A 23,244-nucleotide genomic window follows, 5' to 3' on the forward strand; every position below is an offset into this window, starting at 1 on the left:
TCCCATTCGATTGTTCCAGGTGGTTTGCTGGTTATATCATATACTATCCTGCCTACTCCTTCTACTTCGTTTATCATTCTATTTGATAGGGTTTGAAGTAGGTCGTATGGGAGGTTGGCGGCTTCTACTGTCATGGCATCGGTCGATGTGACGGCTCTTATGGCTACTACGTTGTCGTAGCTTCTAGCATCGCCTTTTACTCCTACTGTTTTTATTGGGGTCCAGACTGTGAAGTATTGCCAAATGTCTTCGTTTAGGCCAAAGTTTTTGACTTCTTCTCTTAGGATAGCGTCTGTTTCTCTGACTATTCTTAGCTTATCTTCTGTGATTTCTCCCATTACTCTTATGGCAAGACCTGGTCCTGGGAATGGTTGACGCCATACCATTTCGTGTGGGATGCCTATTTCTTCACCTACTGCTCTTACTTCGTCTTTAAATAAGGATCTTAGTGGCTCTACTAGGCCTTTAAAGTCCATGTCTTCTGGAAGGCCGCCTACATTGTGGTGGCTTTTTATTACGCTTGCCTTATCTTTACCAGATTCGATTACGTCTGGATAGATGGTTCCTTGGACTAGGTAGCTTGCTCCACCGATTTTCTTTGCTTCTTCTTCGAAGACTTCTACAAAGTGGTTTCCGATTATTTTTCTCTTTGTTTCAGGATCTGATACGCCTTCTAATAGTGATAAAAATTCTTTGGACTTATCTACCATTTTGACGTTTAGGCCAAGGTTTTTGTAAGTTTCCATTACAGATTTGGCTTCGTCTTTTCTTAAAAGTCCGTGGTCTACAAAGATACATTGGAGGTTATCTCCTATGGCTTTTGAGACTATGGTTGCTGCTACAGAGCTATCTACTCCGCCTGATAGGCCGCAGATCATCTTTTCGCCATCGTATTTTTCTTTAATTTCTGCAATGATTTCTGTGGCAAAGTCAGCCATTTTCCAAGTTCTTTCTGCTCCGCAGATATTTAGGACAAAGTTTTCTAAGATTTCCCTACCATATTCAGAGTGGACTACTTCTGGGTGAAATTGTACAGAATATAGGCCTTTTTCAACATTTTCCATAGCAGCTACTTCTGTATTGGCAGTTTTTGCTATAGCCTTAAAGCCTTCTGCTATTTTTCCTATCCTGTCTTTGTGGTTCATCCAGATTATGGATTTTTCTGGTAGGTTTTCAAATAGCTTTGAAGTCTTATCGATAGCAAGTTCTGTTTTGCCGTATTCTGCAAGCTTTGGTGTTTCTATTTCTCCGCCGTATACTTGGTTTATAAATTGGTGCCCATAGCAGATTCCTAAAACTGGCACGCCTAGGTCAAAGATTTTTTTATCTGTCTTTGGGCTATCTTCGTTATTTACTGATTGAGGTCCACCTGTTAGGATGATTCCTGCAAGGTTTGTTAGGTCAAGGTCATTTAGGTCTGTGTCGCAGTCATGAATTTCTGCAAATACGCCCATTTCCCTAACACGTCTTACAATCAGCTGGTCTGTCTGACCACCGAAATTTAATACTAGGATTTTTTCTTTTGACATATTTTCCCTTCTTTTATCTTAGCTTTTTTCTTCCCTTTCTTCTGGGAATTTCTCAAAGTAGTACTCAACAATTTCTGTTGCTGTTTGCTCGATTGTATTTTCTGTTACATCTATTACCTTGCAATCAAGGTCTTTAAAGACCTCCTTGGCGTAGGTAAGCTCCTCTTTGATTCTTTCCTTGTCAAAGTATTTGCTTTCTCCAACAAGTCCCATGGTTCTAGTCCTCTGAGCCCTTATATCTGATAATTTATCAGGATCTATTACCAGACCTATAATCCTGTCTGGATCAATTTCAAAGAGCTCTTGTGGAAGTTGTGATTCTGGGATTAGTGGGAGGTTGGCTACCTTGAAGTTTTTGGTAGCAAGGATCATGGTTGTAGGAGTTTTTGATGTTCTGGATACTCCTACAAGAACTAGGTCAGCACCTAAAAATCCTCTTGTATCCTTGCCATCATCATATTTTATTGCAAATTCTATGGCATCAATCATTTTGAAATAACCCCTAGAAAGAGTCCTTATTAGGCCTGCCTTTCTGATAGCTTTTTTGCCTGTTAATTTTTCAAATTTATTGATTCCATAAGAGAGTATGTCAAGTACAGTTATATCTTCCTTATCGGCCCTTACCCTTAGGTGGTGGGCTAGGTCTTTATCAGCAACTGTCATTACTACAACTGAGTCCTTATGAAGCTCATCCATAATTTCGTCTATCTCAGATATTTTTTTTATATCTGGTTTTCTAATTATCTTTGTTTCTAGGTCTGGAAATTGACTAGTAACAGATTTGATATAACTGATCGCAGTTTCCCCTGTTGAATCGCTTATAATTACAATCGTCAAACAATCTTCCATCAATATCTCCTATCTTACTATCTCAGAAATATCAAAGATTTTAGCCATTCTCTCTTTTAGAGAGTTTAACATGGCAAGTCTATTATTTTTAACTTCCTCATTGTCTACATTAATCATTGTATTGTCTAGATAGTCATTTCCTATAAGGTTTGTTGCTTGTATATTTTCAAGCTCTTTTTTGTAGTCAGCGCTACTTGCAAGGCCTAAATCTTCAAGGCTTGAAATTTCTTCATAGAAGTTCTTTTCAAGGTCAGTTTCTAATAAGTCTTCCCTAATTTCTGTCACTTCACTATCCTTAGCTAGGTTATTTATCCTTATTAGGTAGGATAGGGAGTCGTCATTTTCTTCTATAAATTCGCTTAGGGCCTTTACCTTTTCGCTCATTCTCAAAATATTTGTAAAGTCTGTATCTATAACTGAGTTTACTATATCATACCTATAACCATCATCTAGAAGTTTATTTTTAAGTCTATCTTTGATAAAGCTTAGGGTCTCGTCCATGGTTTTTTCGTAGTCAAAAGCTAGGGCGTTTGTTTCTGTATAAACAAGTAAGGCCTCTGAAATTAGTTTTTTGATATCTACGTCTATGCAATTTTCTAAGATAATATTTATTATTCCTAGGGCTGCCCTTCTAAGACCAAATGGGTCACGGCTACCTGTTACGTAGTTTTCTATAGCATAAAGACCTACTATAGAATCCATCTTATCTGCTATAGCAAGTAAGATTCCTACTACTGATTTTGGTGTTTCTGAATTTTGGTTTTTAGGTAGGTACTGTTCCTTTATAGCTGTTGCTACTCTTTGGTTTTCACCTGAGTTTAGGGCATAGATTGCACCCATGGTTCCTTGTAGTTCAGTAAATTCTACTACCATTTTTGTTACAAGGTCAGCCTTGGCTAGGTAGGCTGCTCTCTTAGCATCTTCTGCTATGTCTTCTCCTAGGTTAAGCTCTTTTTGGTATCTGATAGAAAGTTCCATAAGTCTTTCTGTCTTTTGACCCATATTGCCAAGACCCTCGAAAAATACTAGGTTATCTAGGTCTTTTACATAGGATTCAAGCTTACTTGCTGCATCTATATCGTAGAAGAATTTCGCATCTTCTAGTCTTGCTACTAGGACTTTTTTGTTTCCTTCTATTACATTTTGACTTTCACAGTCATCACCATTTCTTACTAGCAAGAAATATGGTAATAGTTTTTTCTTATCATCAAGAATTGGGAAGTACCTTTGGTGGTCCTTCATAGGAGTTGTTATAACTTCCCTAGGTAATTCTAGGTAGGCTGGATCTATTTCACCAACTAGGACTGTTGGGTATTCTACAATATTTACTACCTCATCTAAAAGGCCTTCGTCTTTCATGTATTCTCCACCAACTTGGCTTGCTAGAGAATTTAGGCCCTTGACTATGATATCTCTCCTGTCCTTAGCTCTTAGGATTACATAGTTTTCTTTTAACTTTTCTTCATAGTCTGATATTTTATCTATTACAACCTTATCAGAGCCAAGACTTCTGTGACCTTTTGTTATATTGCCAACTTCTATACCTTCTGCGTCAAAATCTAGGATTTTATCATCTAAGAGGGATACAAACCATCTAATTGGTCTTGCCCACCTAATAGATCTACCGCCCCATCTCATTGATCTTGGGAAGGAGATGGATTTAACTAGGTCATAGACTTCTTCTTTTAGGACGTCTTCTAAAGACTTGCTTTCTTCCTTTTTTTCTACAAATATGTAGTCTTCGCCTTTTTGCTCTTTTATAAGCACATCAGAAAGCTCTGCTTTTTGTCCCTTTAGGAAACCAAGAAGGGCTCTTGATGGGTTATTTTCCTCATCATAGGCGATTTTTACGCTAGGTCCTCTTACAGAGATTACTTCTGCCTTCGCGGCTTCTGCTACATTTTTTAAAAGAATCATAAATCTTCTTGGAGTTGATTCGATTTCTATTTCTTCATAGGATAATTTATTTTCTGTTAGAAGTTTTTCAAATTTTTCCCTTAGTTGGGTTTTGGTATTTTTGACATAATCTGAAGGTATTTCTTCTACACCAATTTCTAATAGGTAATTATGCATGCTTTTCCTTTCTTAAGAGAGGGAAGTCAAGCTCTTCTCTTTTTTCGATGTATTTTTCGGCAACTAGGCTTGATATGTCTCTAACTCTCTTGATATAGTGGTTTCTTTCTGAAACAGAGATAGCTCCCTTGGCATCGAGGGTGTTAAAGGTATGACTGGTCTTTAAAACATTGTCATAGGCTGGATAAATTAGACCAAGATCAATTAGCCTTGCTGCTTCTTTTTCATAAATATTAAATAGGGTCTCTAGGGTATCATTGTCTGCATCTTCGAAAGAATACTTAGAGTTTTCATATTCTGGAATTTTGAAAACATCACCGTAGGTTAAATTTTCTGACCACTTGATATCATAGACATTGTCTACGTCTTGGAGGTACATACAAATTCTTTCTAGACCTATGGTAATTTCTCCACTTTCTAGGGTACAGTTTATGCCGCCTACTTGTTGGAAATAGGTAAATTGGGTAATTTCCATCCCATCAAGCCATACTTCCCAACCTAGTCCCCAGGCTCCAAGGGTTGGAGATTCCCAGTTATCTTCTACAAACCTAATATCGTGTTTTTTAGGATTTATACCTATAGCCTCTAGGCATTTTAAGTATAAATCTTGGATATTAGATGGGGTTGGTTTAAGTAAAATTTGCATCTGATGGTGTTGGTAAAGCCTATTTGGGTTTTCCCCGTACCTACCATCTGCAGGTCTTCTGGATGGTTCAACATAGCAAACCTTCCATGGTTCAGGTCCAAGAGCCCTTAAAAATGTGTGAGGGTTCATTGTTCCTGCACCCTTTTCTATGTCGTATGGAATCATCACAGAACATCCCTGCTCTTTCCAATACTCCTCTAGTTTTAGTATTAAATCTTCAAAATACATTTACATTCCTTTCGAGTGCCTTTTTTACCCATTCAAGCGACGGGTAGGTCGCAAGTTCTAGGTTATTAAGGCAATAGTCTATTATTATTTTGCCAATTTTTTGGTAATTTTCTACTATTTTTATATCTTTAAGCTCATCTGATTTGGTATATAAAAGCTTATTAAAATATACAAATTCTTCATAGGTCATAAAGACCTTATCAAAGACTTGATCTTTACACTCATCACAAATAACTGATGACTCGCTTGGGGAGAAATACAAGTATTTGCCCCTTATATTTTTACCACAAATCCCACAGCTTTTAAAGTTTGGTTTAAAGCCTGAAAAGGAAATATATTTTATTAAAAAACCCAAAAATATATTTATATAGCCTTCATCCGCTTTCTCAAAAGCTTCAAAACAATTTGTAAGGAGGGTAAAAACAGTCTCTATCTGGATATGGTCAATCGTCCTTAAGAGTAGGTCAGCTATGGCTGACTTATATAATATTATATCAAAATTTTTATTTGATTTATAGTAGGGATTCAGTACAAGTCCCTCCCTAAGCCCATAAAAATCCTTACCGGACTTATAAAGGGCAAAGGAAGCCAGGATAAACCTATTGGTTAGACCAAGGTTTTTGGAGTTTTTCTTTAAAACCCCCTGGCAAATTACAGAAATCTTGCCTAGATCTTCTGTAAATACTTCTATAATCTTAGATGATTCCTTGTATTTAAATTCCCTGAGGACTATACCCCTTATATCCTTAAGGTCTGCCGTAGCCAAACCTATCCACCAATTTTCCCTTTTTACGCCAATCTTTTTCTACCTTGACCCAAAGTTGAAGATTGACCCTAGAATCTAGGAAAGTTTCTATCTCACTTCTCGCGTCAATGCCAATTTGCTTAATCATTTTACCGTTTTTGCCGATTACAATCTGCTTGTGAGAATTTTTTTCAACTATAATTGTGGCTCTGATATCAATCAGATCCTTGTTTTCTCTTTGTTTAAAATCGTCAATTCTTACTGCAAGGCCGTGGGGAACTTCTTCTGATAAAAGCCTTAGGGCCTTTTCCCTGACTATTTCAGCTACAATAAATCTTTCTGTCTTATCTGTTATCATGTCCCTATCATAGTAGGCAGGCCCTTCTTCAAGGAAACTTTTTACCGCTTCTATATAGGCTTCGATATTTTTATCATCAAGGGCTGATATAAGGATGATTTTATCAAAAAGTCCGACTTCTTCGTACATTTCTTTGATTTTTTCAATTTCTTCTTCATTTAATAAATCAATCTTATTTATAAGAAGAATTATAGGTACCCTTACCCTCCTAAACTCGTCTATTATCATAGTATCAAGCTTGCCTATCTCAAGGGAATTGTCCACTACGTAAGTTACTAGGTCTGACTCATTTAGACTATCCTTAGAAAAACTTAAAAGCCTTTCTTGGAGGACATTCCTTGGTCTTTGAATACCTGGTGTATCTATAAAAATAAGCTGGCTGTCTTCGTCATTGTATATTATATTTATCTTATCTCTGGTAGTTTGGGGCTTACTTGAAATAATGGAAATTTTCTCCTTTAATATCTTTTCCATAAGAGTTGATTTTCCAACATTGGCCCTACCAACTACCGATATAAATCCTGATTTCATTTTAAATCCTTTTTGTTAAAACTTTCTGGCAGGAGTTCGTCTATGGTATAAGTCTTGTAAGACTCAGTATCCTTGGCTACAATTATCTTTGTATCAGAATCTGCAAATTCTCTTATAAATTGCCTACAAACTCCGCAAGGATAGGTATAGTCACTATCTCCTGTTACTACTATGTATGAAAAATCCCTCTCCCCTTCAGTAATTGCTGTAGAAAGGGCATTTCTTTCAGCACAAAGGGTAGGAGAATATGATGCATTTTCTATATTAACTCCTTCAAAGACCCTTCCTGACCTTGTCATAACAACGCATGCCACATGGAAGTTTGAATAAGGCGCATAGGCCCTATCCTTAATCTCTAAGGCTCTTTTTATCAAATCTTTTATTTCTATCATGAAAATATCCCAAATATAGCCATGGCCATGGATGTACCAAGGATGGCTCCTCTTATTATTTCTTTTGTCGAATGTATATCTGCCTCATATCTAGATTCAGCCACTATAAGGGCAAGACCTACTAGGACCAGCCTTACTAGAGGTTCACTTACCAAAAAAACTCCTATGGTTGATAGGCAAAAGGCAACAGATGTATGGCCTGAGACAAAACCTCCCTTAAAGGCTGTTCCGTGCCCCTCATAGAAGACTCCTTTAAGGAAAATTGTAAGAATTATTACTAGGGAAATGGTAATAAGGGCTAGGTGGGATGGGCGTCTGGCAATTTTTAGGATAACTGAATCATAAAAGTTTAAAAACTTATCAAAAAATACTAAATACCCAATAAAAATCGCATTTAAGGCTGCTATAAAAGTCGCAGCTGCAGCTACGTCCTTGCCGGCCTTGGCAAGCTTGGAGTACTTGCCACCGCTTGCGAGATCTACTATCTCTTCTATGGCTGTATTTAAAAGCTCAAGGGCAACAACAAAGGCTATAGCAAAGACTAAAAACATCATTTCAAGCCTTGATAGGCTAAAAAATAAGGATGTTATTAGGACTAAGAAGGCTGCCAAAAAATGAAATTTCATGTTCTTTTCATGGTTTATAGCATAAACCAAGCCTTCATAGGCATAGTCAAAACCCTTTAGGAATTTTTGCCCATGGCTTAGTTTTAAAGGCTCAAAGTCCTCCCCCTCGTCTTTATTTAATTCTTCGAGAATCTCTTTTTTTAAATTTTCTTTAAGGTCATCGTAGTTTTTATCCATTAATCTATTTGAAAACTCCTAGGTTTTTCATAACCTCTTTTTCTTTAGAGCGCATAAGTTTTTTACCGTCTTCTTCAATATGGTCGTAGCCTAGAAGATGAAGGGTTGAATGGCAGATTAGATACATCATCTCTCTTTCAAGAGAGTGGCCAAAATCCTCTGCTTGCTTCCTTGCCACATCTAGGCAAATAACTATATCCCCAAGAAGAAAGAGGGAATTACCCTTATTATCAAAGCCTTCTTCATCCATAGGAAAAGATAATACATCTGTAGGTCTATCTACATTTCTGTACTCCTTATTTAGCCTATGAATGCTATCCTCATCAACAATAGATAGGGAAACTTCTGCATTTTGGGTGAAATTTTCTAGCTCAAGGACTTTTTCTATGGTTCTTTCGGCCCTTTCTCTTATAAGGTCGAGATCTAAATCTTCACCAGTATCATTAGTTATCAGAAGATTCATTTTCTCTCCTCTTTCTCTTTTCTTCTCTTTTTATATCGTCCTTTTCATAGGCATCGATTATCCTTTGAACAAGTGGGTGGCGGACAACGTCTATTGATGTGAAGTTTAAAAAATCAATCCCTAGAACATTTTTTAGGATCTGGCTTGCTGAAACAAGACCTGATTTTCTACCACTAGGTAAGTCTACCTGGGTCTTATCTCCAGTTATTATAGCCTTTGACCCATAACCTAAACGGGTTAAAAACATCTTCATCTGCTCATAGGTTGTATTTTGTGCCTCATCTAGGATTACAAAGGAATTATCAAGAGTCCTTCCCCTCATATAGGCTAGGGGAGCAACTTCTATGATGCCCTTTTCAACTAGGGCCTGGTAGGTTTCAAAACCTAAAATTTCAAAAAGCCCATCGTAGAGAGGTCTTAGGTAAGGGTCTACCTTATCTTGCAGATCTCCTGGCAAAAATCCTAGGCTCTCGCCTGCTTCTACTGCTGGACGAGTGAGGATAATCCTATTTACCTCGTTGTTTTTAAAGGCTCTTACAGCCATAGCCACAGCCAGGTAAGTCTTACCAGTACCTGCAGGCCCTATACCAAAAACTATGTCATTAGATAAAATTTTATCTATATAGGATTTTTGTCCTAAAGTCTTTGGCTTAATTGGCTTACCTGCTGCAGTTGTTACGATTACTTGGTCAAGGAGGGCCTTTACCACATCCTTGTTTTCCCTCTCGAGCATATCTGCATCATATTTTATCTTTTGAAAATCAAGATTTTCATTTCTCTTTATTTCGCCTAAAAGCTGGATAACAAGTTTTTTAGCAAGGTCTACGTTCCCGTCTTCGCCCTTGATTTCTAACTTATTGTCCTTAAGCTTTAGCTTAACATCAAACCTATCTTCTATATATTTTCTATTCGAATCAAAATTGCCAAATAGAGAAATAATTCTCTCTGGCTCTTCTATTTCTAAAAATTCTTTAATACTTATCTCCTAGCGTCTCTTCGAAACTGGCGGACCCAAAATTTCTGCCATTATTATGGCATCTTTGAGCCTCTTTCTATTTTTCTTCTTCGCCAATTCTTCTCTAATTCTATCTGTCTTTTCTCTCTTCTCAACTTCCCTAAGTCTCTTTAAGGCGGCGCTGTCCCCTTCCTTACTCCTAGCTTTGATAGAACCATTTTCATTATCGGTTTTTCTGATTTCTTCTAAGCTTTCCTTAGCTAGACTATGAGTATCATTTTGTTGGTAAGAGGATTTTTTTAACTTATCCCGGTGCTTATTACTAAGTTTAGCCTTTAACCTTCTTTGGGCCTCTAGATCAGCCTTATCTGCCTTATTAGCTTGTCCAAACTCTACTTCTATATTTTCTGCTAAATCATTTAAAAAAGTAAAAATAGAGCCAGATTTTCTCTTTTTATTTCTTAGGGGGCTTGATTCTTTTTTAAAGGCTCTCTTACTTTCCTTTTCTTCGTTAATTTCTTCTGCAAGTTCGTCTAAAAAGGAAAGGAAGGATTTATTTTTATTTGACATCTAGGTCAGCCTCATCATTTGAGATTGACTTTCTCATGTCGGTATCTGCTTTTACATTTTGGAGATTGTAATAATCCATAACTCCAAGATTGCCATCTTTAAAGGCTTGGGCTATAGCAAGTGGAATCTCACTTTCAGCTTCTACAACCTTGGCCCTATTTTCTTGTTCAAGGGCTATAGCTTGGGCACGTCTTTCCTCAGCCTTGGCTTGGGCAATATTTTTATCAGCCTCTGCCTGGTCTCTTTGAAGCTCAGCACCTACGTTTCTACCTACATCCACATCTGCTATATCAATTGATAAAATCTCAAAGGCTGTACCTGAGTCAAGACCCTTATTTAGTACTGTCTGAGAAATATTGTCTGGGTTTTCTAGTACTTTTGCGTGGGTTTCTGAAGAGCCTACAGTTGTTACGATACCTTCACCGACTCTGGCTATGATGGTTTCTTCACCAGCACCACCGACAAGTCTTTCGATATTGGCCCTTACTGTTACTTTGGCAATTACCTTTACTTCGATACCATTTTTTGCAACAGCTGCTATAACTGGTGTGTTAATTACCTTTGGTGTAACAGATACTTGAACAGCTTCAAAAACATTACGGCCTGCAAGGTCGATTGCTGCAGCTTGTTCAAAAGAAAGGTCTATATTTGCTCTTTCTGCCGCTATAAGGGCATCAACTACTTGGTTGATATTACCACCTGCAAGGTAGTGGCTTTCAAGGTCATTGGTTTCTATATGGATACCTGCCTGGTGACTTTTTATCATGGCGTTTATGATTTTAGATGGAGAAAGTCTCCTAAATCTCATAGCCACAAGGCTTGCCATTGATATTTTAAGACCTGAAAATCTTGCTGTGATCCAAAGACCAACTGGTACCATTGTAAAAAATACTACGACTAATACAAAGATTAGTCCTATAATTATAAATTCCATTACATCTCCTTTACTATAATGTGGCCATCTTTAACATCTATAACAGAAACCACCTTAGATTTTTCGATAAATTCTGCCCTGGCCATAGCGTCATAAATTTCGCCGTCAATTTCAATCCTGCCTGTTGGCCTAAGTATGGTTTTTGTTGTACCAATAGAGCCAATAAGTTCGTTTTTATCCTTAGTCTTGTGAGCCCCTGCCTTTGCCTTATGATTTGTTTCTAATACATAATTATCAAAAAGATTTGCCCTAAAGCCTAGTTTTACAAAGACTGTCATGGTCAAAACCACAGCCAGGCCCGTTGCAATTATCACAAATATTCCAGTTTGTGGATTTGTAAAAGAATCCATTACCGAATAAATTGTAAGAGCCAGACCCGCCACTCCTATTATTCCAAAGTTAGGAATAAAAATCTCTAAGCTCAGTAGGGATATACCTGCTATAAAGGCGATAATAGTCACATTGTCCGCTATATTATACTTGGCATTTGCAATATAAAAATAAGCGAAAAGCACGACAGAAATCACCCCAAAAAGGACTTTCTTCTCTGTAAATAAGATACATATCAAGGATATGACTGCAAGGATAAAACTTGTCGCAATTAGTAGGTCATTTCCTAGCATAGCTTCCTCCATTTCTCATTTTTAACTTATCTTTAAGAAATACCTATAAAAATATATCTTAAAATAATAAGTTCTTCATCTTTCTTCCTTATAATTATTATCTAGTAAATCAAGTCAAAAATCAACATAACGAGGACTTTTGCCAAGGCTAAAAACTCCTTCCTGATAAGATTTTCCTAATATTATTTTTTACAAAAAAAAGGAGCCTAAACTCCTTTAATTTTTATTTGGCTTTTACTTTTTTCTTTCTAATAAAAAGTGAATCTGCCGAATAATTTAATATGTGTTTTTTGTAGACTTTTGAAGCGAGTATATAGGTTATATAAAGCCCTACAAGTAGGATTAAAATAGAAATCCCAGCTTCCATTAGCCCGGCACCGCCTTTTATAATTCTTAAAGGCATGAAAAATACTGATATATAAGGCACAAAAGATGCGACTTTCACAAAAGCATTTACTGGGCGGTTCATAAATATCATTGCAACCATGAAGGCTCCTATAATTGTGACCATAAGAGGGGTTGCGACCTTTGATGCATCTTCCTGCTTGCTTGCTAGAGATCCTAGCATGGCGGCTATGATCATGTAGGCAAGTAGGCTTAGAATTATTAATAGGAAAATTTCTCCAACCATTATAAGGCTTGTCTGATCAAGGCTTAGGTCGACTTTTACCATATCCAAAAGCCCCTTGGATTTGATTACAAAATAGGAAATTATTCCCAAAACTATATAGATTAGGGAATGGAATATGATTGCTAGGAAGTTTCCTAAAATTTTCCCTGCGAAATAATCTTTGGCAGATACAGATGAGAAGATAAATTCTATCATCTTGGAGCCTTTTTCTGTGGCAATATCTACAACAAGGATATTTGAGTACATGATTAGCATAAAATACATAAACATCAGGAGGATGAAATATGAAGCGTAGATCATAAGGCTTTTTCCCTTATCGATTTGATTTATCTTGACATAAGGCTCTCTTGTCATAAAGCTTTGCTCTTCTAGGCTAAGTTCTGCATTTTCTAGGTTGATGTTTTTTTGAATCTCTTCAGCAAGTTTTGGAAGAGTTGTGAGGGCCTTGGCGTCCATAGTTTTTGTGTTTATAATAAGTCTTACCCTGGCATTTTCTATCCACATTTTCCCGTAAGATTCTATATCTTGATCTGAAAGCTTGTTTTTGGCTTTCTTTTCTGTCACAAAGACAAATTCATTTTCCATATCCACAAGATATGGCTTTATAGACTCATCTGCTACAAGATTGTACTTGCCACCGTCATCTCCAAGTTTTTTGCTATCTGACTTTTCTAGGAAATAATTAATGCCGACAGGCACTAACATCACAAGAATTGGTACGACTACCATGGCCCAGAAGGCGACTGATTTCATTTGTTTTTTGAAGGAGTCTAAGGCTACTATTAATTTTCTATTCATTTTCTTCCACCTTTCTTGCAAAGATTTCATTTAGGCTTGGGGGTTCTTGGCTAAACATTTCAAGGTAGCCTAATTTTTCTGAAAGACTAGCAAAAATTTCCCTGCCATCTTCTTCCTTTTCTAATCTGATAGTCCAAAGATTGCTTTCTCTTTTTATGTCATAGTGAGAGAAAATCTCTGATAAATTTGCATCTGTTCTAACTTTTACAAGGTCTTTTTCATAGAAATTTCTAATCTGATTTGGGGAACCCTTTAGGACAATTTTTCCATTTTTTAGCATGATAAGCCTGTCACAAAGATATTCGACATTTTCCATATTGTGGGAAGAAAAAATAATGGTAGTCCCTTCGGCGTTGATTTCCTTGATTATTCCCATGAGAAGATTGGCATTATAAGGATCAAGACCTGAGAAAGGTTCGTCTAAAATTAAGAATTCCGGCTTATAGATTAGGCTTACTAGAAGCTGGACTTTTTGCTGGTTGCCTTTTGATAGGGATTTGATCTTATCATCAAGAGTCCCCTTGATTTCAAAACGGTCAAAGTATTTTTCTAAGGTATCATCATCAAGATTTTTCATTTGATTTAGCCTTGCAAAATATTTTATCTCTTCCCTAATGGTTTTCTTTGGCGAAAGCGAACGTTCCTCTGGAAGAAAACCAATTTTTTCAAGGGGAACTTTACTCATTTTCTCTCCCTCATAGAGGATTTGTCCGTCAAAGTGGTCGTAGAAATTCATCATGGAGCGAAAAAGCGTAGATTTGCCTGCCCCGTTTTGACCAATCACACCAAAAAGTTCACCTTTATTGACATTAAAGCTTACGTCATCGAGAGCCCTTAGGTCTCCAAAATTTTTAGATAAGTTTTTTATTTCAATCATGATCTCTCTCCTGCAAATCCATTTGTGAAAACCCCAACCAAACAAGGTACAAGGACAATTAAGCTAATTACCGGGTTGATTTCCTCATAAAGAGCCGAACCAGATAGGATAATAATTATCACAAATTGACATATTATCATTCTCTTAAAGGCTAAATATCCTTTTTTGTAATATCTTAATTTATCCCTTTCATCAGATTCGGCCACGAATTTTCTATCAAAAAAGAAATCAAATACGTCGGTTTTTCTTTCTGGTTCAATTTTTTTTACAAGTTTATAAGTTAGGTAAGATATGATTGAGTTTATAGCTGTAAATACAAATAGAATTACAAATATAATTAAAGTATTTTTTAATGGATCAGAACTTTTTTTCATCTCATTATAAATAATTATTATAAGAGATAAAAGGCTGAATAATCCAGCATCTCTCATTGCATTTGCGTAATCTATATACTTTGTTTCTATAAAACCATCTTCCCTCAGGCCATCTTCAACTTCTTTTTTTGCTTTTATATAAAAATATAAGCCAGAAACGGCGAATATACTACAAATTCCTATAGTTAAAACCAAGATGTTTTGGCTTAAAAATCTAGAAAGTACTTCAATAAGGCCACCTATATTTAATTTATTAAAAATAAAACCTGATCCATAACCAACTAGCAATCCAAAACCAGCCATATAAAGAACCCTAGCTAGGAATGTTTTCTTATTTTTCTTCATCACTATCCTCCAACTTAAAAATCTCATTAATATCCACATCCAAAACCTTAGCTATTGTAAGAGCCACGGTTACAGATGGGTTGTAATCTCCTCTTTCTATTAGGCTTATGGTTTGGCGGCTGACTCCGACTAGTTTGCCAAGGTCGGCTTGGTTGTATCCTGCCTTTTTTCTAAAGTCCGCCAAATTATTTATAAGTTCCATTCGGCCTCCTTTCAAAATAATTGACAACTATTCTTGTCATTATTATATAATTGACAACTTTATTTGTCAATATTAATCTTAAAAATATTTTTTAATAAGTTTTTAAATTTATTTATGAATATACATATAACAAAATTATAAAGTTTGAATTTAAATATTTAATTAGATTTATCGTAAATACATTTTGCATAAACAATGACTAAATAGAAAAATTCACATTTTTATGCATTTTTTGATTTTTCATATATAATATAAGTAAGAATATATTTTTTAGGAGAAGCTTATGTTAGGTGTTGCTATAAATGCTCTCGCGGTTTTCTTATCAGGCCTTATCGGCCACAAACTTGCTCATTACATAGAACCTTGCTACAAAGACTCAATCATGAAGTTCTTAACGCTTACAATTATAGTTATAGGTATAGAATCCGCTCTCAAAGGCGATATGATGATTGTTCTAATTTCAATAATAATCGGGGTTGTGATAGGTGAATATTTTGACCTAGAAGGCAAACTCAATAATTTTGCCAACATACTTAAAGATAAATTTATGAAAGATTCGGATAGTGACTTTGCCACAGGCTTTGTATCAGGCACCCTTATTTTTTGTGTAGGATCTTTCGGGATTTTGGGGGCAATCGAGGCAGGAGTTAATGGTGATATCTCTCTTTTAATCACAAAGGCGGCCCTCGATAGCTTGTCATCACTTTTCCTATCAACAACTCTGGGCCTTGGAGTTGCCTGTTCTGCTGGGGTTATCTTTCTTTATGAAGGCTTGATTACAATCCTTGCAGGCTTCCTCGCTCCGATTTTAAGTCCTGAAATCTTAGCAAACATTTCTGGAGTCGGCGGAATTACCATAATTGCAATAGGTCTTTCAATGCTGGATTTGGTTAAGTTCAAACTTGTAAATTCCCTTCCAGCCATAGTTATACCTGTTATCATAGGTCTAATTATGAATTTAATATAAAAAAATCCTCCATTCGGAGGATTTTATATTTTATAAAGCATATAGGTATCAAGTTTTTGAAAGCTGTTTGCTAGAGCCGTTTCTAGCTCTATTTTTTTGTCTACTTCTACAAAATATAAGAGGCTAGAAATTTTACCAAATTCATCTATAAGTAAATTTGCCATAGCCTCTAAAAGTTCGTTGCAAATCTTAGATTTTTCTTCATTTTCATCTATAAAAATCCCAAAAATTTCGCCCTTACAAGGATTTTTTCCATATATTTTTACAAGGATGCTTGCCACAATATCGCCTTGATTTTCTTTGGCAAAAACCCTAAACCTATCAAAGTCTCTCAAAAGGTTTCTGCTATTATAATACATATCTTTTGCAAATTTATCGTGGAAAACCTGATATTTTGGAAAATCTTCCTTGGATAAGACTCTTAAGCCTTCTCTTTCTCTTTTATTTTCTCTTATATTTTTTGCTTCTAGGACATGTGAGTGTTCGATTATTTGGGCATTTTCCTTAAAATAATCTTCATCATTTAGCCAGCAAGTGTGGGATAGGCCGAGATTTATCGACAAGCCATCGTGGTCATTTTTTATATGGGAAATAAGCTTTTCAAAAACTTTTATATCCTTATTTTTTATAACAAGGAAGGTTGTTTGGACATATTTTTCATCTTCATCCCAAAAGTAAGTTATAAGGCCTAATATCTCACCATTTTCTGCTGCAACAAGCGTTTCTGTTGCCATAAATTCTATAGAGTACTCAAGTTCCCTAAAGATATCAGAGATTTTCTCAAAACGCGGATAAGAATAGTGGGTTTCATCCTTTATGGCAAGGTTTAAAAGCTCTCGCACTTTGCCAAGGTCAGGCCTTTCTAGAGGGCGGATTTTACTCAAATCTTCCCCCTTAGTCTAAGGGCCTTTTCAATCCTTGATAGGCTTAGGATAAAGGCTGCTTCCCTATAAGTTACTTCGTACTTATCCTTATTTTCAAAGACTTCTTCTATAGCCCTTGCCATATCCTTTTCTTGCTTAGCCCTAACTTCTTTTTCATCCCAATAAGAAGCTGTAATGTTTTGGATCCATTCATAGTGACTAACTAGGACTCCACCTGAGTTTGCTAGAATATCTGGGATAAGTGGGATATTTTTTTCATTTAAGATAGATTCTCCTTTTTCAGTTACAGGGCCGTTTGCAGCTTCTACTACTAGTTTTGCCTTAATTTCACCTGCATTGGTCTCGTCAATTACATTTTCTAGGGCGGCTGGGATTAGGATGTCAACATCTAGGGCAAAAAATTCATCTGTTGTAATTTTCTTCGCATCGATATTTAATTCTGACCCAGTTTCTTCCTTGGCTTTTAGGGCCTTTTTTGTATCAAGACCATTTTCATCATAGATAGCGTAAGCCCCATGTGGGTGGGTGTAGTCTTTAGAATTTATAGAAACAAGTTTCGCCCCATCTGCTACCAAATATTTGGCTGTGTAAGATCCAACATTTCCAAAACCTTGGATGGCGAAAGTAGCTCCATTTAGGCTTTTACCAATTTTTTCGTAGTATTTTTTAATTGTTAGGTATACTCCAAAGCCTGTTGCCTCAGTTCTTCCAAGAGAGCCTCCCATGTCAACAGACTTGCCTGTAAAGGTTGCTATATCATGGCGAGATCCATTTAGGGCAATGTATTCATCAGCAAAATATCCCATAATCTTGGCATTGGTATTTACATCTGGAGCAGGGACGTCAATTCTTGGTCCAAGGTAATTATTCATTGCCCTGACGAAACCACGAGAAAGACTTTCAAGTTCTCTTGCAGATAATTTTTTAGGGTCAACAACAATTCCGCCCTTGCCCCCACCAAGAGGAAGACCAAGAAGGCCCACCTTAAGGCTCATGAGGGTCGATAAAACTTTGACTTCTTCATAGGTCACAGACTCATCAAATCTAACCCCGCCCTTAGCAGGACCTAGGGCTGTTGAATGGGCAGACCTAAAGGCCTTAAAAGTCTTGGTTGTGCCATCATCCATCTTCACAGGTATATTTGCCTCAATTACCCTTTCAGGTTCTTTTATAAGTTCGTAAAAAGACTCAGAAAATCCTGCAAGGTCAGATACTTTCTTTAACTTTTTTTGTAGGTTTATAAGTTGATCGTAAGCTTTTGTCATATTGCCTTCTTTCTTAATTTCAAAATAAACTTTTTTAGTATTATACGCCATTTTTCCTAAAAAAAAACTGACCCTAAGGCCAGTTTTTTAATTTGCTTCTTTTATCTTATCTCTAGCAGCACTCATCATTAGCTTAACCCTATTTACCTGGTTAACTTCACTTGCACCTGGGTCATAGTCTATGGCTACGATGTTAGCTTCTGGATAGATTTCTCTGATTTTTTTCATAACACCCTTGCCTGTGATGTGGTTTGGCAGGCAGCCAAATGGTTGGATACAGACGATATTTGGTGCACCCGCCTCTATTAGCTCAACCATTTCTCCAGCTAATAGCCAACCTTCACCAGCTTGGTTACCTAGACTTGTCACCTCACTTGCAAGGTCTGATATATCATCTATATGTCTAGGTTGGTCAAAATGAACACTTTCCTTAAGGGCCTTTCTAATTGGTTTTCTATAGTTTTCTATAAGGCCAATTCCCATACGGGCAAGACTTGCATTTATAGAGCTTTTACCATATAGGTCTCTCTTTAATTCCGCATTTTTAAAGCAATATAGGAAAAAGTCTGTAAGGTCAGGAACTATTACCTCTGCTCCCTCTGCTTCAAGGACGTCTTGGAGATGGTTATTGGCTTCTGGGAGGAATTTAACCAAAATTTCCCCAACTATACCTGCCTTAGGTATGTCCTTATGGCAAACAGGAATCTGGTCAAAGTCTTTAACAATATCCTTGACAGCTCTCTTGTATTTTGCCCTATCCATCCTACTTATCTCTTCTGTTAGCCTATCTATCCAGGCTTCCTTAAGCTTATTAGTAGCATCTTTTTCTATTTCATAAGGTCTTGTGGCATTGGCCACCCTGTTTAATAGGTCTCCCAATAAAATAGCCCTAAGCATCTTTTTTAAGAGAGGAATATTTTTGAAAGATACCAAGTCAAAGCCTGGACTTTTTTCAATACCCTGGGCTGAAAGGGCAATTACTGGAATATTTGGATATCCCGCATCTTTTAGTCCCTTCCTTATATAGCCTACGTAGTTACTTGCCCTACAAGCTCCACCTGTTTGACTCATTAGAAGGGCAATCCTATCTGTGTCGTAGCGACCAGAATTAACTGCTTCTAACATTTGCCCTACAACAGTAATTGATGGGTAGCAGGAGTCATTATTTACGTATTTAAGCCCTTCATTAATAACATCCTTGTCGATTTTATTTAAAAACTCTATATTATAAGGAGTATCTTTGAAAGCCCCTTCCATTATCTTAAAATGGTCCCTTGCCATCTGTGGAGCAAGGATGGTGTAGCCTTCTTCACGCATTTCCTTGGTGAAGATTTGGTGGTCAAGGTCTTCTTCGATTGGATCAAGGTCAAATTCTAGGCCTTCAATTTTTTTCTGATTTAAAGCTTCAAGTAGGGACCTAATCCTTATTTTAACAGCCCCCAGGTTTGAAACCTCATCTATTTTTAAAAGGGTATAAATCTTTCCTGATGCTTTAAGTATATCTTCAACCTGGTCAGTAGTTACCGCATCAAGCCCACAACCAAAGGAATTTAGCTGGATTAGTTGAAGGTTTTTATTGGCTGCTACATACTCACTTGCCCTGTAAAGTCTTGCGTGATAAGACCACTGGTCAAGGACCCTAAGCTTGCTATCAAGGTCATCGATATTATAAGATACAGCGTCTTCTGATAGGACTGGTATGTCCATAGACTCGATTAAGTCTGCTATACCGTGGTTAATCTCTGGATCTATATGGTAAGGTCTACCAGCTAAGACTATGGCATTTAAGTCGTTTTTATTAACAAAATCAATTAATTCCCTACCCTTTGCTCTTATCTCGTCGTGGTAGGCTTGTTGGGCCTGCCAGGCCTTTGAAACTGCATTTTCGATATGTTTTTTATTTAATACATTTCCATTAAATTCATAGCCGTCAAAGACTTCTACCATTCTCTTTTTGATAATATCTTCGCTCTCAAAGGAGATATATGGAGCAAGGTATTTTATATCCTTTAGGCCATCAACGTTATTTTCTATTACGTCAGGATATCCAGATACAACTGGGCAATTCATATGGTTTTGTGCCTTGTCATACTGTTTGTATTCATAGAAAACTGCAGGGTAGAAAATCATATCTAGATTTTTTTCGATTAGATTTTCTATATGGCCGTGGCTAAGTTTGGCTGGGTAACAGGCAGTTTCTGATGAAATTGAAGAAATTCCCTTTTCGTAAATTTCCCTGGATGACTTATCAGATAAGACTATATCAAAGCCAAGGGATGTAAAAAACCTATGCCAGAATGGATAATCTTCGTAAATATTTAAGACTCTCGGTATACCAACTCTCCCAAACCTTGCCTTATCTCCCAAGGTATCCCTATTAAAGAGGAGGTCGTACTTAAACTTGTACATATTTAAGTCATCCTTGGACTTATCAAGCTTAACTCCTGCTCCCCTTTCACACCTATTGCCAGTGATATATTTTCTGCCGTCTGAGAATATATTTATAATAAGGGCACAGTTGTTGGTACACTTACCACATCTGGCTGATTTTTGTTCATAGGAGAAGTTTTCAAGCTCAGCAAGGTCTGAAAGGTCAGATGTACCTGTAGATTTATCCTTGGCTATTAGAGCCATACCCATAGCTCCCATAAGTCCTGCAATCTCAGGTCTAGTAACGTCTCTTTCAGATAATTTTTCAAAGGCTCTTAGGATGGCATCTCCATAAAAAGTACCACCTTGGACTACTATATTTTCGCCGAGTGTCTTTGGGTCTCTAATCTTGATTACTTTTTGAATAGCATTTTTAATTACAGAATAGCAAAGGCCTGCAGCTATGTCTGCTACTTCTGAACCCTCCTTTTGGGCTTGTTTGACCTTGGAGTTCATAAAAACTGTACAACGAGAACCAAGGTCTGCTGGCTTTTTGCTCTTAATAGCTTCTTGTTGAAATTCTTTTACATCCATTGAAACAGATGCAGCAAAGGTTGATAAAAATGATCCACAACCAGAAGAACAGGCTTCATTTAGCTGGATAGAGTCAATAACACCATCTCTTATATGCATAGCCTTCATATCTTGGCCACCTATATCTAGGATAAAGTCTACGTCTGGATTGAAAAATCTCGCTGCCCTGTAGTGGGCTATAGTTTCTACTTCACCATTATCAACGTGGAGAGCATTTTTTATAAAATCTTCCCCGTAGCCGCAAATACCTGATGAGGCGATATAGGCCTTAGGATTTTTCTTTTTATAGCCTTCTTTTAGCATATCTATGGTGACTTCTAGGGGATTTCCTAGATTCATCCTATAATCATCAAGGAGGATCTCCATATCTTTTGATAGCCAAACCATCTTGGATGTGGTAGAACCTGCGTCAAGACCAACATAGATAGGTCCCTCGTAGTCTTCTAGGTCTCTGTATTTTACCTTAGAAGTCTTATGTCTTTTTTTAAAGTCTTCATATTCTTCATCAGATTTAAAAAGAGAATCAAGTCTTTTAGTAACTTCTGTTTCCACTTTGTTGCTAGTTTCAAGTTTTTCTATAAGGTCTGTTATTTTAACGAAGTTTCCTTCTTCGCTTGATAAAATCGCAGCCCCCTTGGCCACGTAAACCTCAGCGTCATCTGGTATATAAAACTTGTTAAATTCTTCCCCTAGGGTCTCTACAAAACGCTCTCTTAAGGCAGGTAGGAAGTGGAGAGGGCCACCTAAAAAGGTAACATTTCCCCTAATTGGCCTACCACAAGCTAGGTTTGAAATAGTTTGGTTTACCACTGATTGGAAGATTGAAATAGCTATATCTTCCCTCCTAGCTCCCTGGTTCATAAGGGCTTGGATATCAGTTTTGGCAAAAACTCCACACCTTGAAGCTATCGGATAAACCTTCTTATAAGACTTGGATAGCTCATTTAAGCCAAGGGCATCAGTATCTAAAAGAGATGCCATTTGATCTATAAAAGCACCTGTACCTCCAGCACAAATAGAGTTCATCCTCTGCTCAACAGAACCTGAAAGATAGGTTATCTTGGAATCCTCGCCCCCAAGCTCAATTAAAACATCGGTTTCTGGTATAAATTCCTTGATAGCCCTAGTTTCAGCTATTACCTCTTGGACAAAATCAGTTTCAATGATATCCGCAAGAAACATACCTCCGGAGCCTGTTACAGCAACAGTCACCCTATCGTCCTTAAATTTCTCACTAGCATCTTTAAGAACTTTTTTTACAGTCTCTCTCACGTCTGATTTATGACGTGTATATACAGAATATATTGTATTAAATGAGTCGTCAGTTACAACCAGCTTAACTGTTGTAGAACCAACGTCTAAACCCATGTGTAAGTTCATATTCTTCCTCTCTATTTGTATAAATAATTTATAAACCTTATATTTATAAATACTTCTTATAAATTTCTTATATTCCTAATTTATATCCGCCCTTTTTACTAGGGTTAACACAATTATATTATACCATTGATTAAATAAAGTAAAGTCTTTTAAGGGTAGATAAAAGGCCGTTTTGTAAAATCAGCCTACTAAGTAAAGTAATTTTTACAAAAGAAAATTTTAATTATTATTAGAAAAAACTTATCTATTGTGATTTATAGAATAATTTAATTTTTATACAATAGTTATTGTTTATAATTTAATTAAAAAAAGACCTAATCTTTTGATTAGATCCCTCTTATTACAATATTTTATTAAAACCCATTTTTATAAGGACTTGGTGAAGTTATCAAATATTATCCTTGTCAAATCATCAAGACCCGCTTCACTATATTCTGGATGCCATTGGACTCCCATCATAAAGGTTTCGTAATCAGAGTTTTCTATAGCTTCAATTAGGCCGTCATCGCTTAAGGCCGTAGGAAGTAACAAATCAGCTAAGTCTCTTATCCCCTCGTGATGAAAAGAATTAACCTCTCTTACTGACTTTCCATCTAGTTTATTATAAAGGCGCGAATTTTCATTAAAGCTTACATTATGGTAGGTAAAAGTTTTTTGATCTGCTCTATGAGAAATATTTCCAGCAAATTGACTTGGCAAGTCCTCATAAAGACTGCCGCCATAATATATATCTATAAGCTGCATCCCCCTACAGATACCTAGGATTGGCTTGTTTTCTTCTATAGCAAGGCCTAAAAGTTCAAGATCAGACCTATCTTGGTCTGTCGAATAATTTTCTACAAGATCATAGGCATTTGA

Annotated in this window: 22 protein-coding genes; 1 reads left to right on the forward strand and 21 read right to left on the reverse strand. The window is 36.7% G+C overall.

Going from position 1 to position 23,244, the window contains the following annotated elements:
* From guaA to Q0410_RS08085, 17 genes are all read right to left on the reverse strand, one after another.
* Window positions 1–1,529 (reverse strand): glutamine-hydrolyzing GMP synthase (gene guaA, locus Q0410_RS08005; RefSeq protein ID WP_299035404.1); only part of this gene is annotated, 1,529 nt, incomplete at its 3' end.
* A gap of 18 nt (window positions 1,530–1,547) precedes the next feature.
* Window positions 1,548–2,378 (reverse strand): pyruvate, water dikinase regulatory protein, encoded by an 831-nt coding sequence (locus tag Q0410_RS08010; protein WP_299035409.1) that lies wholly within the window; start codon window positions 2,376–2,378, stop codon window positions 1,548–1,550.
* Window positions 2,379–2,387: 9 nt separating this feature from the next.
* Window positions 2,388–4,451, reverse strand: a complete 2,064-nt coding sequence (gene glyS / locus Q0410_RS08015; protein WP_299035412.1) for a glycine--tRNA ligase subunit beta — start codon at window positions 4,449–4,451, stop codon at window positions 2,388–2,390.
* The gene (gene glyQ, locus Q0410_RS08020) at window positions 4,444–5,325 is read right to left on the reverse strand and encodes a glycine--tRNA ligase subunit alpha (RefSeq protein WP_299035415.1); all 882 of its coding nucleotides are present in this window, start codon (window positions 5,323–5,325) and stop codon (window positions 4,444–4,446) included. The genes glyS and glyQ overlap by 8 nt, the downstream gene beginning before the upstream one ends.
* Window positions 5,315–6,091: a DNA repair protein RecO gene (gene recO, locus Q0410_RS08025; protein WP_299035418.1), complete on the reverse strand. Its 777-nt coding sequence runs from the start codon at window positions 6,089–6,091 to the stop codon at window positions 5,315–5,317. The genes glyQ and recO overlap by 11 nt, the downstream gene beginning before the upstream one ends.
* Window positions 6,072–6,959, reverse strand: coding sequence for a GTPase Era (gene era, locus Q0410_RS08030; RefSeq protein ID WP_299035421.1), 888 nt, complete (start codon window positions 6,957–6,959; stop codon window positions 6,072–6,074). Before era ends, recO begins: the two co-directional genes overlap by 20 nt.
* On the reverse strand, window positions 6,956–7,351 hold the full coding sequence (gene cdd / locus Q0410_RS08035) for a cytidine deaminase (RefSeq protein WP_299035424.1): 396 nt from the start codon (window positions 7,349–7,351) through the stop codon (window positions 6,956–6,958). The genes era and cdd overlap by 4 nt, the downstream gene beginning before the upstream one ends.
* A complete protein-coding gene (locus tag Q0410_RS08040; RefSeq protein WP_299035427.1) occupies window positions 7,348–8,154 on the reverse strand; it encodes a diacylglycerol kinase in 807 nt (268 codons plus the stop codon). Before Q0410_RS08040 ends, cdd begins: the two co-directional genes overlap by 4 nt.
* A gap of 4 nt (window positions 8,155–8,158) precedes the next feature.
* Window positions 8,159–8,617, reverse strand: a complete 459-nt coding sequence (gene ybeY, locus Q0410_RS08045) for an rRNA maturation RNase YbeY (RefSeq protein ID WP_299035430.1) — start codon at window positions 8,615–8,617, stop codon at window positions 8,159–8,161.
* On the reverse strand, window positions 8,598–9,554 hold the full coding sequence (locus tag Q0410_RS08050) for a PhoH family protein (RefSeq protein ID WP_299035472.1): 957 nt from the start codon (window positions 9,552–9,554) through the stop codon (window positions 8,598–8,600). Before Q0410_RS08050 ends, ybeY begins: the two co-directional genes overlap by 20 nt.
* A 48-nt stretch (window positions 9,555–9,602) precedes the next feature.
* Window positions 9,603–10,142 carry a hypothetical protein gene (locus Q0410_RS08055; protein WP_299035434.1) on the reverse strand — a complete coding sequence of 180 codons (540 nt, stop codon included), beginning with the start codon at window positions 10,140–10,142 and terminating at the stop codon, window positions 9,603–9,605.
* A complete protein-coding gene (gene floA, locus Q0410_RS08060; protein WP_299035437.1) occupies window positions 10,132–11,076 on the reverse strand; it encodes a flotillin-like protein FloA in 945 nt (314 codons plus the stop codon). Before floA ends, Q0410_RS08055 begins: the two co-directional genes overlap by 11 nt.
* Window positions 11,076–11,699, reverse strand: coding sequence for an NfeD family protein (locus Q0410_RS08065; protein ID WP_299035440.1), 624 nt, complete (start codon window positions 11,697–11,699; stop codon window positions 11,076–11,078). Before Q0410_RS08065 ends, floA begins: the two co-directional genes overlap by 1 nt.
* Before the next feature lie 223 nt (window positions 11,700–11,922).
* Window positions 11,923–13,128, reverse strand: coding sequence for an ABC transporter permease (locus Q0410_RS08070; protein WP_299035443.1), 1,206 nt, complete (start codon window positions 13,126–13,128; stop codon window positions 11,923–11,925).
* A complete protein-coding gene (locus tag Q0410_RS08075) occupies window positions 13,121–14,005 on the reverse strand; it encodes an ABC transporter ATP-binding protein (protein ID WP_299035447.1) in 885 nt (294 codons plus the stop codon). Before Q0410_RS08075 ends, Q0410_RS08070 begins: the two co-directional genes overlap by 8 nt.
* Entirely contained in the window at window positions 14,002–14,724 is a 723-nt protein-coding gene (locus tag Q0410_RS08080; protein WP_299035450.1) for a DUF3169 family protein, read from the reverse strand. Before Q0410_RS08080 ends, Q0410_RS08075 begins: the two co-directional genes overlap by 4 nt.
* A complete protein-coding gene (locus Q0410_RS08085) occupies window positions 14,711–14,926 on the reverse strand; it encodes a helix-turn-helix transcriptional regulator (RefSeq protein WP_299035453.1) in 216 nt (71 codons plus the stop codon). The genes Q0410_RS08080 and Q0410_RS08085 overlap by 14 nt, the downstream gene beginning before the upstream one ends.
* Window positions 14,927–15,209: 283 nt before the next feature.
* On the opposite strand from Q0410_RS08085, the gene Q0410_RS08090 reads away from it, so the two are divergent.
* Window positions 15,210–15,893: a DUF554 domain-containing protein gene (locus tag Q0410_RS08090; protein WP_299035456.1), complete on the forward strand. Its 684-nt coding sequence runs from the start codon at window positions 15,210–15,212 to the stop codon at window positions 15,891–15,893.
* Between the two features lie 23 nt (window positions 15,894–15,916).
* Here the strand turns inward: Q0410_RS08090 and Q0410_RS08095 are convergent, their stop codons facing one another.
* The 4 genes from Q0410_RS08095 to Q0410_RS08110 form a co-directional block, all read right to left on the reverse strand.
* Window positions 15,917–16,777 carry a hypothetical protein gene (locus Q0410_RS08095; RefSeq protein WP_299035459.1) on the reverse strand — a complete coding sequence of 287 codons (861 nt, stop codon included), beginning with the start codon at window positions 16,775–16,777 and terminating at the stop codon, window positions 15,917–15,919.
* Window positions 16,774–18,042, reverse strand: a complete 1,269-nt coding sequence (locus Q0410_RS08100; protein ID WP_299035462.1) for a Glu/Leu/Phe/Val dehydrogenase — start codon at window positions 18,040–18,042, stop codon at window positions 16,774–16,776. Before Q0410_RS08100 ends, Q0410_RS08095 begins: the two co-directional genes overlap by 4 nt.
* Before the next feature lie 87 nt (window positions 18,043–18,129).
* Window positions 18,130–22,386, reverse strand: coding sequence for a 2-hydroxyacyl-CoA dehydratase (locus Q0410_RS08105; RefSeq protein WP_299035466.1), 4,257 nt, complete (start codon window positions 22,384–22,386; stop codon window positions 18,130–18,132).
* A gap of 366 nt (window positions 22,387–22,752) precedes the next feature.
* A partial coding sequence (locus Q0410_RS08110) for a gamma-glutamyl-gamma-aminobutyrate hydrolase family protein (RefSeq protein ID WP_299035469.1) occupies window positions 22,753–23,244 on the reverse strand: 492 nt, incomplete at its 5' end.

Source organism: uncultured Anaerococcus sp. (genome assembly GCF_937934665.1).
Taxonomy (GTDB): domain Bacteria; phylum Bacillota; class Clostridia; order Tissierellales; family Peptoniphilaceae; genus Anaerococcus.